At 39.1% G+C, this 16,423-nt stretch carries 19 protein-coding genes; 12 read left to right on the top strand and 7 right to left on the bottom strand.

Translation table 11 applies throughout. The features are described 5' to 3' along the window. Nucleotides 1-112 precede the first annotated feature (112 nt). Both PNEUHYL_RS06170 and PNEUHYL_RS06165 read left to right on the top strand, forming a co-directional pair. Complete coding sequence (locus PNEUHYL_RS06170) at nucleotides 113-679, top strand: prolipoprotein diacylglyceryl transferase (RefSeq protein WP_059366335.1); 567 nt, start codon at nucleotides 113-115, stop codon at nucleotides 677-679. Nucleotides 680-748: 69 nt separating this feature from the next. After that, entirely contained in the window at nucleotides 749-1,015 is a 267-nt protein-coding gene (locus PNEUHYL_RS06165; protein ID WP_059366334.1) for a YcgL domain-containing protein, read from the top strand. Nucleotides 1,016-1,046: 31 nt separating this feature from the next. Here PNEUHYL_RS06165 and PNEUHYL_RS13720 read toward each other — a convergent pair whose 3' ends face one another. The 3 genes from PNEUHYL_RS13720 to asnS all read right to left on the bottom strand — a co-directional run bounded on the left by PNEUHYL_RS13720 (nucleotide 1,047) and on the right by asnS (nucleotide 3,342). Further along, entirely contained in the window at nucleotides 1,047-1,181 is a 135-nt protein-coding gene (locus tag PNEUHYL_RS13720; protein ID WP_255204530.1) for a hypothetical protein, read from the bottom strand. 4 nt (nucleotides 1,182-1,185) lie between these two features. Continuing rightward, entirely contained in the window at nucleotides 1,186-1,869 is a 684-nt protein-coding gene (can, locus tag PNEUHYL_RS06160; protein ID WP_059366333.1) for a carbonate dehydratase, read from the bottom strand. 69 nt (nucleotides 1,870-1,938) lie between these two features. Beyond that, nucleotides 1,939-3,342, bottom strand: coding sequence for an asparagine--tRNA ligase (asnS, locus tag PNEUHYL_RS06155; RefSeq protein ID WP_059366332.1), 1,404 nt, complete (start codon nucleotides 3,340-3,342; stop codon nucleotides 1,939-1,941). A gap of 138 nt (nucleotides 3,343-3,480) precedes the next feature. On the opposite strand from asnS, the gene sohB reads away from it, so the two are divergent. From sohB to PNEUHYL_RS06125, 6 genes are all read left to right on the top strand, one after another. Continuing rightward, nucleotides 3,481-4,539: a protease SohB gene (gene sohB / locus PNEUHYL_RS06150; protein WP_059366331.1), complete on the top strand. Its 1,059-nt coding sequence runs from the start codon at nucleotides 3,481-3,483 to the stop codon at nucleotides 4,537-4,539. A 193-nt stretch (nucleotides 4,540-4,732) separates the two neighbouring features. Further along, entirely contained in the window at nucleotides 4,733-5,593 is an 861-nt protein-coding gene (locus tag PNEUHYL_RS06145) for an OmpA family protein (protein ID WP_059366330.1), read from the top strand. 354 nt (nucleotides 5,594-5,947) lie between these two features. Beyond that, nucleotides 5,948-6,937: a phenylalanine--tRNA ligase subunit alpha gene (gene pheS, locus PNEUHYL_RS06140; protein ID WP_059366329.1), complete on the top strand. Its 990-nt coding sequence runs from the start codon at nucleotides 5,948-5,950 to the stop codon at nucleotides 6,935-6,937. A gap of 64 nt (nucleotides 6,938-7,001) precedes the next feature. Next, nucleotides 7,002-9,389 carry a phenylalanine--tRNA ligase subunit beta gene (gene pheT / locus PNEUHYL_RS06135; RefSeq protein ID WP_059366328.1) on the top strand — a complete coding sequence of 796 codons (2,388 nt, stop codon included), beginning with the start codon at nucleotides 7,002-7,004 and terminating at the stop codon, nucleotides 9,387-9,389. A 4-nt stretch (nucleotides 9,390-9,393) separates the two neighbouring features. Beyond that, entirely contained in the window at nucleotides 9,394-9,690 is a 297-nt protein-coding gene (locus PNEUHYL_RS06130) for an integration host factor subunit alpha (RefSeq protein ID WP_059366327.1), read from the top strand. A gap of 50 nt (nucleotides 9,691-9,740) precedes the next feature. Further along, the gene (locus PNEUHYL_RS06125; RefSeq protein ID WP_059366326.1) at nucleotides 9,741-10,232 is read left to right on the top strand and encodes a C40 family peptidase; all 492 of its coding nucleotides are present in this window, start codon (nucleotides 9,741-9,743) and stop codon (nucleotides 10,230-10,232) included. Nucleotides 10,233-10,271: 39 nt separating this feature from the next. Here PNEUHYL_RS06125 and metF read toward each other — a convergent pair whose 3' ends face one another. Beyond that, on the bottom strand, nucleotides 10,272-11,156 hold the full coding sequence (metF, locus tag PNEUHYL_RS06120; protein ID WP_059366325.1) for a methylenetetrahydrofolate reductase: 885 nt from the start codon (nucleotides 11,154-11,156) through the stop codon (nucleotides 10,272-10,274). 310 nt (nucleotides 11,157-11,466) lie between these two features. Here metF and rplM point away from each other — a divergent pair, with 310 nt between their 5' ends. The 4 genes from rplM (at nucleotide 11,467) to PNEUHYL_RS06100 (ending at nucleotide 13,575) form a co-directional block, all read left to right on the top strand. Beyond that, nucleotides 11,467-11,895, top strand: a complete 429-nt coding sequence (rplM, locus tag PNEUHYL_RS06115; RefSeq protein WP_018355584.1) for a 50S ribosomal protein L13 — start codon at nucleotides 11,467-11,469, stop codon at nucleotides 11,893-11,895. Between the two features lie 16 nt (nucleotides 11,896-11,911). Next, on the top strand, nucleotides 11,912-12,304 hold the full coding sequence (gene rpsI, locus PNEUHYL_RS06110) for a 30S ribosomal protein S9 (RefSeq protein ID WP_059366324.1): 393 nt from the start codon (nucleotides 11,912-11,914) through the stop codon (nucleotides 12,302-12,304). A 183-nt stretch (nucleotides 12,305-12,487) separates the two neighbouring features. Beyond that, nucleotides 12,488-13,126: a stringent starvation protein SspA gene (sspA, locus tag PNEUHYL_RS06105; protein ID WP_059366323.1), complete on the top strand. Its 639-nt coding sequence runs from the start codon at nucleotides 12,488-12,490 to the stop codon at nucleotides 13,124-13,126. Then, nucleotides 13,126-13,575, top strand: coding sequence for a ClpXP protease specificity-enhancing factor (locus PNEUHYL_RS06100; protein ID WP_059366322.1), 450 nt, complete (start codon nucleotides 13,126-13,128; stop codon nucleotides 13,573-13,575). The genes sspA and PNEUHYL_RS06100 overlap by 1 nt, the downstream gene beginning before the upstream one ends. Before the next feature lie 50 nt (nucleotides 13,576-13,625). On the opposite strand, the gene trpA is transcribed toward PNEUHYL_RS06100, so the two are convergent. The 3 genes from trpA to PNEUHYL_RS06085 are packed head-to-tail and all read right to left on the bottom strand — an operon-like array spanning nucleotide 13,626 to nucleotide 16,411. Continuing rightward, nucleotides 13,626-14,432, bottom strand: coding sequence for a tryptophan synthase subunit alpha (gene trpA / locus PNEUHYL_RS06095; protein ID WP_059366321.1), 807 nt, complete (start codon nucleotides 14,430-14,432; stop codon nucleotides 13,626-13,628). Next, nucleotides 14,429-15,628, bottom strand: coding sequence for a tryptophan synthase subunit beta (trpB, locus tag PNEUHYL_RS06090; RefSeq protein WP_059366320.1), 1,200 nt, complete (start codon nucleotides 15,626-15,628; stop codon nucleotides 14,429-14,431). Before trpB ends, trpA begins: the two co-directional genes overlap by 4 nt. Nucleotides 15,629-15,652: 24 nt before the next feature. After that, a complete protein-coding gene (locus PNEUHYL_RS06085) occupies nucleotides 15,653-16,411 on the bottom strand; it encodes an SDR family oxidoreductase (RefSeq protein ID WP_059366319.1) in 759 nt (252 codons plus the stop codon). Between the last annotated feature and the right edge of the window lie 12 nt (nucleotides 16,412-16,423).

The following is a 16,423-nucleotide window of genomic DNA, read 5'->3' as shown; positions in this document are numbered from 1 at the left end:
CTTTTTCTAAAGTGTAAATTTTGTTTTCGACTATTTGATTTTTACGTAAACTATACCTTGCACAAAGCAAGTATGCTTTGCTAGTCTATGTACTTATTATTAGGAGATAAAAATGAAAAAGACAGTATTAGCGACATTAGTATTAGGCGCAAGTTTAGCAGTAACAGGTTGTTTTGATAAACAAGAAACAGCACAAAAAGTTGAAGCGGCAAAAGAGGCGACAGCCAATGCGGCTGCAGATGTAAAAGAGGCTGCGGTAAGTGTGGCATCAGATGTTAAAGATTCAGCGAAACAAGCCGCCTCAGATGTAAAAGACGCAGCAAAACAGGCAGTGTCTGATGCGAAAGAGGCAACAATGAATGCCGTAGATTCAGCAAAGTCTGTAGCAGCAGATGCAAAAGATAAAGCTGTGGAAAAAGCAACTGAAATGAAAGACGCGGCAGTAGCGAAAGTTGAAGAAGCCGGAGAGGCTGCAAAAGCTAAAGTAGCGGAAGTTAAAGATTCCACTATGGAAAAAATGGCGGAAATGAAAGAGGCAATGAGCGACAAGGCTTCTAAAATGAAAGACTCAGCAGCAGAAAAAATGGATTCGGCAAAAGAAGCAATGTCTTCAATGAAAGAATCTGCAACTGAAAAAGCGGCTGAAGCTGTAGATGCAGTGAAAGACGCAGCAAAATAATTTTATAAAATAGAATAAATCCCTGCTGGCGTTTCCAGTGGGGATTTTCTTTATAGGGGCAAGGTAAAAATGTTATGTGCGATTTATAAAAGTAAGAAAAAAGCGGGTAGTTACCTTTATATTCAAAAACGTGATGATTTCTCTACCGTTCCCGGAAATTTATTGGAACATTTTGGTAAACCCGAACTTGTGATGATGTTTAATTTATCCGGTAATAAACCGCTTCATCATGCCGATAAAAATGAAGTAGAGGAAAAAATTAAATCACAGGGTTTTTATTTGCAAATACCAACTCAGGATGATGGATTATTTAATAGCTTGAGTGAAATAAAATAATCTTTGATTCTCCAAAAGGAGAATACCGGTATTATGTAGCAAACACACAAGATAAACGATTGAAATTCTTGATTAGATAGAGGCGGAGTGGCATTAAAATATCGGTTTTGTGCCATTGCGACATAATCTCGTAAAATGCAAAAAGTGCGGTCAATTTTAACCGCATTTTTCTATTCTGTATGTTCTTTTTTAAGGATATCTTCTTCACCTAAAGTGAGTAAACGAGCGATGGCGTTACGATAAGAAATTTCAAGGCTTTCACGGCTTGTTGCTATCACTCCTTGATCAATTAGAAAACCATCATTCACATCATATACCCAGCCGTGTAAAGAAAGTTTCTGCCCACGTTCCCAAGCACTTTTTATAATGGAAGAGCGACCGAGATTATACACCTGCTCATTGACATTAATTTTAGTCAGCATATCGGCACGTTTTTCTGGTGAAAGTTTTCCAAGTAAATGGCTATGTTTAAACCAAATATCTCGAATATGGAGCAACCAATTATTAATTAAACCTAGATCTTGATCTGCCATAGCGGCTTTAATGCCACCGCAATTAGTATGTCCACAAATGATAATATGTTCAATCTTTAGCACATCAACGGCATATTGCACAACGGAAAGACAGTTGAGATCCGTATGAATAACTTGATTTGCCACATTACGATGAACAAATAATTCACCCGGCTCTAAATTTGTCAGTTTTTCTGCAGGAACACGACTATCGGAACAGCCAATCCAAAGATAATGAGGTGTTTGGTGATCAGCAAGCTCTTTAAAATAAGTGGAATTTTCCTCTTTCATTCGTTGTGCCCAGCTTAAATTATTAGCGAAAAGCTGTTCAATTTTTTTCATTTTACTTTCCTTAAAACAATAAAAATTTGACCGCACAAGAAAGTGCGGTCAAGTTAGCTCTATTTTTGATTAAAAATTCGCATTACGCGGTGTACGAGGGAATGGAATAACATCACGAATATTTTGTACTCCGGTGACATACACAATTAAGCGTTCAAACCCGAGTCCAAAACCGGAATGAGGCACTGTGCCATATTTACGAAGATCACGATACCAATAGTAATCTTTCGGATCTAACCCCATTTCTTCCATACGTTTATCAAGCACTTCTAAACGTTCTTCACGTTGTGAACCGCCAATAATTTCACCAATTCCCGGTGCTAATACGTCCATTGCGGCAACCGTTTTTCCGTCATCATTTAAACGCATATAGAAAGCTTTAATATCTTTCGGATAGTTTTTTACCACAACCGGAGATTTGAAATATTCTTCCGCTAGATAGCGTTCGTGTTCAGAAGAAAGATCGATTCCCCAAGAAACCGGGAATTCAAATTTCTTACCGGATTTTAATAACACTTCAATGGCATCGGTGTAATCTATTTGCGCGAAATCGGATGCAACGAAGTTTTCCAAACGGCTAATCACATCTTTATCGATGTGTTTTTCAAAGAATTTTAAGTCATCTTTACGTTCAGCCAATACAGCACGGAAAACATATTTCAACATGTCTTCAGCCAATTTTGCATTATCCTCTAATGTGGCAAAGGCAACTTCCGGTTCAACCATCCAGAATTCTGCAAGATGGCGGGTGGTGTTAGAGTTTTCTGCACGGAAAGTTGGGCCGAAAGTATAAATTTTGCTTAATGCACAGGCATAGGTTTCACCGTTTAATTGACCGGAAACCGTTAAAAAAGATTCTTTACCAAAGAAATCTTGGCTAAAATCGACCGCACCTTCTTCATTACGCGGAAGATTTTCAAGATCTAAAGTCGAAACTCGGAACATTTCGCCTGCACCTTCCGTATCTGAAGCTGTAATAAGCGGAGTTGCAACCCAATAAAAGCCTTGCTCATGGAAGAAACGATGAATGGCTTGGGCTAAACAGTGACGTACACGCGCTACGGCTCCGATAATATTGGTGCGTGGACGTAAGTGTGCGACTTCGCGTAAGTATTCGATAGAATGGCGTTTGGCTGCCATTGGGTAGGAATCGGGATCTTCTACGAAACCGGCCACTTCGACTTTTTCAGCTTGTAACTCAACAGCTTGACCTTCTGCCGGTGATTCAACGATTTTACCGGTCACAACAACCGAACAGCCGGTTGTGAGACGTAAAACTTCGTTTTCATAATTTTCAATATCATTGTTAATAATCGTTTGGATAGGATCAAAACAAGAACCGTCATAGACGGTTAAGAATGAGAGTCCCGCTTTAGAATCGCGACGAGTACGAACCCAGCCACGCACAGTAACATTTTCACCAATCGCGACTTTTCCTTGTAATACATCTGCAACAGATGAAATTTTAGACATACGAACCCCTAGGTGTAATAAGAATAGTAAAAAGTCTGGCTAGTTTACCTTAAATCCCGAAATTTTCCATAAAAAGTTAGAGCTTGGCGTTAGACTCAAGTAGAATGTTCGAACCATAAAATTAGAGGAGAGTATTTTATGTGGTCAGATATTTTAACCGGCTACGGTATTTTTATTTTAGAAATCTTAACAATTTTACTTGTCATTGCAGCGATTGCGGCATTTATTATTTCTGCCCGCCGAAATAAGGAGGCAGAGCAAGGTGAGCTGGTAATTAGCAATTTATCCGAGGATTTTGAGAACAGAGTTAAATATTTGCGTGATTTTTATTTATCAGATGAAGAGTTAAAACAGCAAAAAAAAGCAGAAAAGAAAGCTGAAAAACAAAAATCAAAAGAGTTAAAAGCAAAATTGAAAAAAGGTGAACCACTTGATAAACCTAAATCATGTGTTTATGTTTTAGATTTTAAAGGTGATATTTCTGCCTCACAGACAACCGCACTTCGTGAGGAAATTTCAGCAATTCTGAATGTAGCCAAAGCTGATGACGAAGTATTACTACGTTTAGAAAGTCCCGGTGGCGTTGTGCATGGATACGGCTTGGCAGCCTCGCAGTTAGCGCGTTTAAAACAAAAAGGAATCAAATTAACTATTGCGATTGATAAAGTGGCGGCAAGTGGCGGTTATATGATGGCTTGTGTGGCGGATCACATTATTGCTGCACCTTTTGCTATTATTGGATCGATTGGTGTGGTTGCTCAAATACCGAATATTCATCGGCTATTAAAAAAACATGATGTTGATGTCGATGTGATGACTGCAGGAGAATTTAAGCGCACGGTAACGATGCTAGGGGAAAATACTGAAAAAGGAAAACAAAAATTCCAACAAGAATTAGAAGAAACCCATGAATTATTTAAACAATTCGTCCGTCAAAATCGACCTCAGTTAGATGTGAATAAAGTTTCTACCGGTGAACATTGGTTCGGCACGCAAGCGTTAGAATTACAATTAATAGACGGGATTTCTACCAGTGATGATCTTTTACTTAATATGATGAAAGATAAATTGGTTATTGGCGTGACTTATAAGGTTAAAAAAACATTATTGAAAAAGTTAGGGCAGCAGGCAGAAGAGAGTGCTAACGCACTTATTCAAGGTTATATGAATAAAACTTATCGAGATTTTATTCATTAAGCTTTTACATTACTTTACAAAAATCATTGTAAATAGAATACTTCAGTCATAGTTTAATATTTACAAATTTGTCTTTTACTATTAGTATAGCCCCTCGAAACTTTTATAGTTTTCTCATTTAGAATTAGTAAAGTTTAGTTGTGTGTTTCTTGATTACAAGGATGGCACTTTTTAATGGTTAAAAGGTAAAAACATGAAATTATCTCGTATTTTATTATCTGCAGCTGCCATCGCGACAGTTGCAGCTTGCGGTAACTTAAGCAAAGTTACTTCTGAAGGTATGCCTGAGTATAAAGACGTTGATGGCGTTCAAGTACCACAACTGGTATGGCCAAAAATTGACAGTTCAGGTTTTAATCATGACGGTAGCCAATTTGGTTCATGGCCAAACTGGGATAATGTACGTATGATTGAACGTGGTATGAATAAAGATCAACTCTACAATTTGATTGGTCGTCCACATTTCTCTGAAGGTTTATATGGTGTAGAAGAATGGGATTATGCATTTAACTATCGTGAAAACGGTGTGCATAAAATCTGTCAATATAAAATCTTATTTGATAAAAACCATAACGCACAAAGTTTCTTCTGGTATCCAAACGGATGTAACGGTCAGTCTGCATATACTCTAAGCGGTGATTTCTTGTTTGATTTCAATAAAGATGTATTGACTCCACGTGGTAAAGAAGTGGTTGATAATGTTGCTGCTCAACTAAAATCAGCAAATGCGCAAGAGGTTAAAGTAGCGGGTTATACTGACCGTTTAGGTTCTGATGCTTACAATTTGAATCTTTCTCAACGTCGTGCAAATCGTGTAAAAGCACGTCTAATTGAAGATGGTGTAAAAGCTCAGATCACGGCTGTCGGCTATGGTAAAAACCCACAGGTTAAAGCTTGTGAAGGTTTCCGTCACGCAAGTAAAGAAGAAAAAGATTGTTTACGTCCTAACCGTCGTGTAGAAATCACTTCTTCAGGTTCTTTGATGAAATTACATCAAGACGCAAGCCAAATGAATGGTGGTACACAAGGTCCTACACCACTTTATCAAAAATAATTTTGATTAAACAGATAGCATAACTTTGGTTATGCTATTTTTTATCTTAACTCATCCTCTAACTTTCCTAATTAATATTGATAGTTAATTATCAAGCTTATACCTTATCCTCTTTTCTATAACACTATAAAAGTGAGGTCAGAATTTACGTAGAATTTGTACAAAAGAATTCAGGTGGTTATGGCTCTCATAGTGGCAAATTTAACTCTGCGTTTAAAAACAGAGAGTCTTTTCGAAATTGCATTTAACTCTAGTGGACTGATATCCCTCAAACATAAATAAAAACGTGATTTTTTAATGCATTGGTATTATTATTACAAGAATTTTTTAGATAAAAGTAAATCAGAGGAAACTATGCAGCATCTGAAAGATCTTGCCGATAAAGCAAAATCGGCGATTAATTCGATCGAGAATAAGAGTTTAGTAGCACTGGATGAGATTCGTGTTGAATATTTTGGTAAGAAAGGTCATTTCACGCAATTAATGCAAGAACTGAGAAATATTGCAGTAGAAGAACGCCCGGCAGTAGGGGCAAAAATAAATGAAGTCAAACAAGTTGTGCTTGAGTTTTTGAACACGAAAAAAGCTGAGTGGGAACAAGAGGAACTGAATGCTAAACTCGAAAAAGAACGCATAGATGTAACTTTACCGGGTAAAAAAGTGGAAAAAGGTGGGTTACACCCTGTTTCTATAACAATTAATCGCATTACTCAATTTTTTTCGGAACTTGGTTTTTCAGTAGAAAATGGCCCTGAAATTGAAAGTGATTATTATAATTTTGATGCGTTAAATATTTCAAAACATCATCCGGCACGTGCTGACCATGATACATTTTGGTTTAATCCCGAATTATTATTGCGTACTCAAACTTCAGGGGTACAAATCCGTACTATGGAGAAAATGCAACCTCCAATTCGTATTATGGCACCGGGGCGTGTTTATCGTAACGACTATGATCAAACACACACGCCAATGTTCCATCAAGTTGAATTACTTTATGTGGATAGAAAAGTAAACTTTACAGAGTTAAAAGGTTTATTACATGATTTCTTACGTGCTTTTTTTGAAGAAGATTTAAAAGTACGTTTCCGACCTTCTTATTTTCCCTTTACCGAGCCTTCGGCAGAAGTGGATGTCATGGGCAAAAACGGCAAATGGCTTGAAGTATTAGGCTGTGGTATGGTTCACCCGAATGTATTACGTAATGCAGGAATCGATCCGAATGAATATTCCGGTTTCGCAGTGGGAATGGGCGTTGAGCGATTAACTATGTTACGCTACAACGTCACAGATTTGCGTTCATTCTTTGAAAACGATTTACGTTTTTTGAAACAATTCAAATAAATTATTTTTCAGATATACCCTCAAAACGAGGTTATATATAACAAATTTTAAAGGATAAAGAATAATGAAATTTAGCGAGCAGTGGGCAAGAGAATGGGTTAATCCGGCTGTTTCTACGGAACAATTATGTGATCAAATCACCATGCTAGGGCTGGAAGTGGACGGCGTAGAAAATGTTGCGGGTGATTTTACCGGCGTTGTTATCGGAGAAGTGGTTGAGTGCGCCCAACATCCTGATGCGGATAAATTACGTGTGACGAAGGTTAATATCGGTAGTGACAGATTATTAGATATCGTGTGTGGTGCACCGAATTGCCGTCAAGGATTAAAGGTTGCTTGTGCTACGGAAGGAGCGGTATTGCCGGGTAATTTCAAAATTAAGAAAACCAAATTACGCGGTCAACTGTCAGAGGGTATGCTTTGCTCATTTTCTGAACTTGGTATTGATATTGATGCTGAGGGAATTATAGAGTTGCCGCAAGATGCACCAATCGGCACAGATTTTCGTCAATATTTGAATTTAAACGATAAAGCTATTGAGATCAGTTTAACCCCGAACCGTGCGGACTGCTTAAGTATAGCAGGGATTGCCCGTGAAATTGCTGTTGTTAATAAACAGTCGGTAAATCGACCGCACTTTGACGTAGTGCCGGCAACAATTTCAGATAAAATTGATATTGAACTTGTCGCGCCGGAAGCCTGCCCGCGTTATTTACTTCGATTGGTAAAAAATGTGAATGTAAAAGCCGATTCACCGATGTGGATGAAAGAGAAATTGCGTCGTTGCGGTATACGTTCTATTGATCCTGTCGTTGATATTACAAATTATATTTTACTTGAATTAGGCCAACCGATGCATGCCTTTGATGCGTCAAAAGTTGTACAACCGGTACAAGTGCGTTTGGCAAAAGATAGTGAAGAACTGATTTTACTAGATGGCAACACGGCAAAATTACAATCAAATACTTTACTGATTGCGGATGCAAATGGCCCGCTTGCGATGGCAGGGATCTTTGGGGGACAAGCAAGTAGTGTTACCTCTGAAACTAAAGATGTTATTTTGGAAGCGGCCTTCTTTACTCCGCTAGCGATTGCCGGTCGAGCAAGACAATATGGTTTACATACGGATGCGTCACACCGTTTTGAGCGTGGGGTTGATTTTGAATTAGCACATCATGCAATGGAGCGTGCAACGGCATTATTACTTGAAATTTGTGGCGGTGAGAGTGGAGCAATTAATGAGGCGGTAAATGAAGAATTTTTACCGAAAGTCAAAAAAATTCAACTTCATCGTGAGAAATTAGATGCTTTACTGGGGCATCATATTGAAACCGAGATTGTTACCGATATTTTTGAACGCCTCGGTTTTGATGTTCAATACGAAAATAATGTATGGACGGTAACCTCAGTAAGCTGGCGTTTCGATATTGATATTGAAGAAGATTTAATTGAAGAAGTTGCGCGTATTTATGGTTATAACAGCATTCCAAACAATGCACCGCTGGCACATTTGCGTATGCGTGATCATAAAGAAGCCGTATTGGATTTAGCCCGAATTAAGACCGCACTTGTAGATTCAGATTACCAAGAAGCGATCACTTATAGTTTCGTTGATCCAAAAGTACAAAGTCTATTGCATCCTCATCAGGAGGCGCTAGCGCTACCAAACCCTATTTCCACCGAAATGTCGGTAATGCGAGTTTCATTGTTAAGCGGCTTACTCGGAGCAGTGCTATATAACCAAAACCGTCAACAAAACCGTGTTCGCTTGTTTGAAACGGGATTACGATTTATTCCTGATGCCGATGCTGAATTCGGCGTACGTCAAGAATTTGTATTAAGTGCGGTAATGAGTGGTACGACAAGTAACGAAAGTTGGAATAATAAAGCGGAATCAGTAGATTTCTTTGATTTAAAAGGCGATTTAGAAAGCCTGTTGTCTTTAACCGGAGTGGGAAATAAAGTACGTTTTGTCGCAAAAACTTTTGCGGCATTACATCCGGGACAATCTGCATCAATCGAACTGGACGGTAAAGAAATTGGCTTTATTGGTACGCTTCATCCATCAGTTTCTCAAAAATTGGGGTTAAATGGAAAAATAGTTGTATTTGAAATTTTATGGAACGCAATTGCAAATCGGAATGTCATACAAGCAAGGAAAATTTCCAAATTCCCGGCGAATCGCCGAGACTTGGCACTTGTGGTAGCGGATGAAATTGCTGCTGGTGATGTCATTGATGCATGTAAGCAAGCTGGTGGGGAAAAACTCACTCAAGTGAATTTATTTGATGTGTATAAAGGTATTGGCGTACCGTCAGGTACAAAGAGCCTTGCTATCAGTTTGACGATTCAAGACAATGAAAAAACCTTGGAAGACGATGAAATCAACGCTGTAATTTCCGCTGTGTTAGATGAAGTTAAACAACGTTTTAACGCTGAATTAAGAGACTAAACCTATGACGCTTACAAAAATTGATATTACCGAATTTTTAATTGAAAAATATCGGTTGCAAAAATTAGAGGCTAAGAACTTAGTGGATGATTTTTTTGAAGAAATTCGCTTATCTCTTGAATCTGGCTGTGATGTGAAATTATCGGGATTCGGTAATTTTGAATTACGTGATAAAGCTTCTCGTCCGGGACGTAATCCTAAAACAGGGGAAAGCGTACCGGTTTCAGCACGCCGTGTGGTGGCATTTAAACCGGGGCAGAAATTACGTACGAGAGTTGAAAAAGCGAAAATAAGTCGATAAATGAAAAGTGCGGTTATTTTTAGCCGCACTTTTGTTCTTTGAGATATAAAATGAGATCGATTGAAAGGTTACTTCTTGTTTTTACTACAATGCTGTTATTTGCTTGTTCTTCAGGGTATTCCGAAAAGGAAAATTATGCCATTAATTATAAAGGAAAAATTGATGATCCTATTATGGCAATTACGTTATTGAGCGAACAACAGTATGAATGGGCGGGAACGCCTTATGTATTAGGCGGAAAATCCAGACATGGGGTAGATTGTTCCGGATTTGTTCAAAAAACTTTTTTTGATCGTTTTAATATTGCTTTACCTAGAACGACAAAAGAACAGGCTAGACATGGAAAACTTATTCGTAAGGAAGACATTCAAACCGGTGACCTAATTTTCTTTAAAACAGGACGTGGGCCGAACGGTTATCATGTTGGGATCTATGTTAAAGATGGTAAATTTCTTCACGCCTCTACGAAAGGTGGCGTTATTTATTCTTCGATGAATACACCTTACTGGACAAAAACGTTTTGGCAAGCAAGGCGAATTTAAAGTAAAAAGTGCGGTTAATTTTAACCGCACTTTTGTTTTCTAGACTGACGGGCGAACTCCCAACATATGGCAAATCGCATAGGTTAATTCACTACGATTAAGCGTGTAAAAATGGAAATCACTCACCCCTTCACTGGATAAAATCTTCACCATATCCATAGCAACACTTGCGGCAACAAGATTGCGGGTAGTCGGATCATCATCTAATCCATCATAGGCTTTTGTTAGCCAACTTGGTATTTTCACATTGGTAAATGACGCCATTTTCTGAAGCTGCTTAAAGTTCGTTACAGGTAGAATACCCGGCACTATTTCCGTATCAATGCCAATAGACGCACAACGATCACGGAAGCGTAGATAACTATCAATATCAAAGAAAAATTGAGTAATAATATGGTTTGCACCTGCATCAATTTTACGTTTTAAGTTAATTAAATCCGCTTGCGCCGATTTTGCTTCCGGATGGACTTCCGGGTACGCGGCAACGGAAATATCAAAATCAGCAACCGATCGGAGTAGTGCCACTAAATCGGACGCGTAGAACGGTTTTTTATCATAACCTTTCGGTTCATCTCCACGTAATGCAACAATACGGCGGATACCGCTATCCCAATAATCTTGAGCGATCTTTTTCAATTCTTCAGAGGTGGCATCAATGCCGGTTAAATGAGGCGCAGCTTCTAACCCGGTTTCCTGTTTAATTGCTTTTACAATACCGTGTGTACGATCCCGTTCACCGGAATTTGCGCCATAGGTTACAGAGACAAATTTCGGTTTTAACACTTTTAAACGATGAATTGATTCCCATAGCAGATTTTCCATTTTTTCATTTTTAGGAGGAAAAAACTCAAAGGATACGTTGATTTTTTTATTAAAATCAGCAATGTTTTGATTTAGATTATTAATTTCTTTTGCATAGCTCATGGTGATTCTTCCTACGAATTAATTGTGTGATATGACAATAAATTAACTTTATTCATGAGTCAATTTTAATAAATTCATTAAAAACATTAATTATATTAATATTCGTAAGATAAACATAACTATGAAGATTTTTTACACAAAGAATTAGCATTTGACGGAAAAATATGTATAATATGCCGACCCTGTAAGTGCACGGATTCCCACCGTGCATTATTTTATCTGTATCACACTTGAAGGGGTGATGATTAAGATCAATGGTTGTGTTTCATAGAAACACTGGGTATCAAACTTAATTTTTGGTAATTAATTAATGAAAACTTTTGTAGCAAAACCAGAAACGGTAAAACGCGACTGGTATGTAGTAGATGCGACAGGTAAAACTTTAGGTCGTTTAGCTACTGAATTAGCACGTCGTCTTCGTGGTAAACACAAGGCAGAGTACACTCCGCATGTAGATACCGGTGATTACATCATCGTTATCAATGCAGATAAAGTGGCGGTAACAGGTCGTAAAGAAACAGATAAACTTTACTACTGGCACACCGGTTATGTAGGTGGTATTAAACAAGCGACTTTCAAAGAAATGATCGCTCGCCGTCCTGAAGCGGTGATTGAAATTGCGGTTAAAGGTATGTTGCCAAAAGGACCATTAGGTCGCGCAATGTTCCGTAAATTAAAAGTGTATGCGGGTAATGAACATCAACACGCGGCACAACAACCACAAGTATTAGACATTTAATCACGAGGTTTAGGATATGGCAGAGAATCAAAACTACGGCACAGGTCGCCGCAAAAGCTCTTCAGCTCGTGTATTTATTAAACCGGGCAGTGGTAAAATCACTATCAACCAACGTGAGTTAGACGTGTATTTCGGTCGCGAAACTGCACGTATGATTGTACGTCAACCTTTAGAATTGGTTGAATTAACCGACAAATTAGATCTATACATCACTGTAAAAGGTGGTGGTATTTCCGGTCAAGCCGGTGCAATCCGTCACGGTATTACTCGTGCATTAATTGAATACGATGAAACTTTACGTCCTGCTCTTCGTGCAGCCGGTTTCGTTACTCGTGATGCACGTCGTGTTGAACGTAAAAAAGTGGGCTTGCACAAAGCACGTCGTCGTCCACAATACTCAAAACGTTAATTTCTTATTTTCGTTTCAGAAGCAGGGAAATATCCCTGCTTTTTTTATATTTATAAAATCATGTAACTTTATGAAACTAAAGAAAAAGTCAGATTTATTTGGCAATATAAAGCGGATTTATGTTAGAATGTCCAACCTTTTTTAAGAAAAATAATATAGCATTTTGAATCTTCGGAGGAATCAATGTCCAATGCATCAAGTAAACGTTCTGTTATGACTCTTTTCTCAAATAAAGATGATATTTACTGTCATCAAGTGAAAATTGTATTGGCGGAAAAAGGGGTGGCTTATGAAAATGAAGAAGTTAACCCGCAAGCATTATCGGAAGATTTAATGGAATTAAATCCTTATGGCTCTTTGCCAACATTGGTTGATCGTGATTTAGTATTATTTAATTCACGTATTATTATGGAATATCTTGATGAACGTTTCCCTCATCCGCCGCTTATGCCGGTTTATCCTATTGCAAGGGGGAAAACTCGTCTTTTAATGTTGCGTATAGAGCAAGATTGGTATCCAACTTTAATGAAAGCGGAAAAAGGCAATGAATCGGAACGTGCGGAAGCATTAAGACAGTTAAAAGAAGAATTATTGGCTGTTTCGCCTATTTTCCAACAAATGCCTTATTTTATGAGTGAAGAATTCAGTTTGGTTGATTGCTACATCGCCCCATTACTATGGAAATTAAAACAATTGGGTGTAGAATTTACCGGTGCCGGCAGCAAAGCTTTAAAAGGCTATATGGATCGTGTATTTAGTCGAGATTCCTTTTTACAATCCGTAGGTGAGGCTGCGCCTAAGAACCTGATGGACGATAAATAATGGAATATAAATCCTCTCCAAAACGACCTTATTTATTAAGGGCTTATTATGACTGGTTGAGCGATAATGATTTTACGCCCTATTTGGTTGTGGATGCCACATATTGGGGCGTAAATGTACCTGCCGAATATGTCAAAGACGGGCAAATTGTGCTGAATCTCTCGGCAAGTGCCACGGGAAACTTGCAACTTACGAATGATTTTATTCAATTTAATGCGCGTTTTAATGGCGTGGCTAGAGAGCTTTATATCCCTATGGGAGCCGCACTTGCGATTTATGCTCGGGAAAATGGTGATGGTGTAATGTTTGAACCTGAAACAGTTTATGATGAATTAAACCGTCAACCACAGTCTGATCAGCCGAGTAACTTTACCGAAGCGGTTGATAAACCAAAAACCAATAAAAAAGTTCCGGCAAAATCGGCTTCTCATCTAAGAATTGTAGATTAAGATAAAAACAGAAAATCACCCGTATTTTAGAAAGTGCGGGTGATTTTTTATTATTTTGTTGCCGCTTTCATCAGCTGAACAAACTCAGCGAGTTCAACTAAACATTTTGTATGATTGCCCAAATTAGATTCGATGATTTTTACGGTTGCAGAACCTGAAATCGCACCGGCAGCGCCTAATTGCAAGGCTTCTTTCACTTGATTGGGTTGTGCAATGCCGAAACCTTGTAGAATAGGGGGCGCATTATAATGTTTCAATTGTTCCACAAGTCTGTCTAAATTTGTTGCGTGAGCTTGATTTTCAGCACTGGTAACACCGGCACGGGAAACCAGATAGGTGTAACCCTCGCTATTCTCCGCCACACCTTGTACGGTTTTTTCATCAGCATTTGGCGGGCAAATAAAGACAGGTTGAATACCGTATTTTTTCGCGGCTTGAATATACTCATTCTTGGCTAATAGAGGAATATCAGCGACTAACACAGCATCCACTCCGACATCGGCACAGTGTTGATAAAACCTATCAAGCCCTTTGGCAAAAATAAGATTGGCACAAAGTAGTAAACTAATTGGAATCTCAGGATATTTTGACCGCACTTTTTTAAGTAATTTAAAGCTGTCCTCCGAGCTATGTCCGGCATTTAATGCACGATTATTGGCTGCTTGAATAACAGGCCCGTCTAATAGCGGATCAGAAAAAGGAAAGCCTAATTCAAGGGCATCGGCACCATTATCAATAAGCGTACTAATAATCTCAAAAGAATGGTCAAAAGTAGGATCACATAGGGTTACGAAGGGAACAAATGCACCTTCATTTTTTGCTTTGAGTTCGGCAAATTTAGCGTCAAAACGACTCATGATTTGATTCCTTTTTCTGTTAAAATTTTGTCCACAGTGAAAATATCTTTATCACCCCGTCCCGATAAATTCACCACAAGAATTTGTGCTTTATTCGGTTCTTGATGAATCATCTTAAGTGCATACGCAAGAGCATGTGAACTTTCTAACGCAGGAATAATACCTTCGTGTTTAGCGAGTTCTTGGAACGCATTTAAGGCCTCATCATCGGTGATAGAGGGATATTCCGCTCGTCCAATGCGTTGTAAATAAGCGTGTTGAGGCCCGACAGAAGGGAAGTCCAATCCCGCAGAAATCGAATAAGATTCTTCAACCTGCCCGTCATCCGTTTGCATTAATGGCGATTTCATTCCGAAATAAATGCCGACTTTAGCATGCCCTAGCGGTGCACCGTGTTCGCCCGTTGCAATGCCTTTGCCTGCCGGTTCTACACCGATTAAACGTACGTTGGGTTCATCAATAAAATCGGTAAACATACCTATCGCATTGGAACCGCCCCCAACCGCGGCGATAACCGCATCGGGCAAACGGCCTTCTTTTTCCAGAATTTGGCGTTTGGTTTCTTCACCAATCATTTTTTGGAATTCGCGTACAATGGTTGGAAAAGGGTGAGGGCCGGCTGCCGTACCAAGCAAGTAGTGGGTATTTTCATAATTTGCCGACCAATCACGCATCGCCTCGCAACAAGCATCTTTTAATGAACAAGAACCTTTCTGCACAGGCACAACTTCAGCTCCCATTAAACGCATACGGAATACATTAGGGGATTGTCGTTCCACATCTTTTGCGCCCATATAAACACGGCAGGGCATATCAAGCATTGCACAAGCGAGAGCCGTTGCCACACCGTGCTGACCGGCTCCGGTTTCTGCAATAATACGGGTTTTTCCCATCCGTTTGGCGAGCAAAATTTGCCCGAGAACTTGATTGGTTTTATGTGCGCCGCCATGCAAAAGATCTTCGCGTTTAAGATAAATTTTAGCTTTTGTCCCCTTTGTCAGATTGCGACAAAGGGTAAGTGCGGTCGGTCTGCCGGCATAATTTTTGAGTAAATCTTGAAATTCATGTTGAAATGCAGGGTCATTTTTCGCTTCAACAAACGCTTTTTCTAATTGCTTAAGTACAGGTACGAGAATTTCCGGTACATACATACCGCCAAACTCACCGAAATACGGATTTAATAACATCTCTGACATTGTGTTTGTGTTCCCTTATTATGATTAGTTTGAATTTCTTGCGACATTGAGCGGAGCAAAAGTTTGCGCCGTAGGCATGACTTCAATACGATTAATATTGACATGTTCAGGTTGTTGATTAAGCCACAGTACAATATTTGCAATATCTTGCGCGGTAACATACTGAACATTTTCATAAACTTTTTCAGCACGCTCGTCATCACCTTTAAAGCGAACATTCGAAAACTCAGTCCCGCCGCATAGCCCCGGTTCGACATTGGTCACACGAATATTTTTACCGGCAAGATCGGCACGCAAATTTAAACTAAACTGTTTTACGAAAGCTTTTGTTCCACCGTATATATTTCCGCCGGGATAAGGATAATTCCCGGCAATCGAGCCTAAATTGATAATATGCCCCGTATTGCGTTCGACCATTTGAGGTAGCAAAAGGCGGGTGATCGTTACAAGACCTTTAATATTGGTATCGATCATTTTTTCCCAATCATCAAGATTTGCGTTATCGGCTGTTTCTAAACCGAGGGCAAGACCGGCATTATTAACAAGCAAATCAATATTACGCCATTCGATAGGGAGAGATTGGATAGCTTGTTGCGTTTTTGTACGATCAGAAATATCAAAAGCAAGAGGGAAAAATTGTTCGCCAAGCTCGGCATGAAGAAGAGTTAAACGTTCAGTACGGCGACCGCTACCAATAACAAGGTAACCTGCGCCCACTAAAGTACGGCAAATTGCTGTGCCAAAGCCGGCTGTCGCACCGGTAACGAATGCTATTTTAGACATAATTACCTCCTA

The sequence above is a fragment of the Rodentibacter caecimuris genome (genome assembly GCF_001019715.1).
GTDB classification, from domain to species: domain Bacteria; phylum Pseudomonadota; class Gammaproteobacteria; order Enterobacterales; family Pasteurellaceae; genus Rodentibacter; species Rodentibacter caecimuris.
This window is presented reverse-complemented; position numbering and strand designations above follow the sequence as displayed.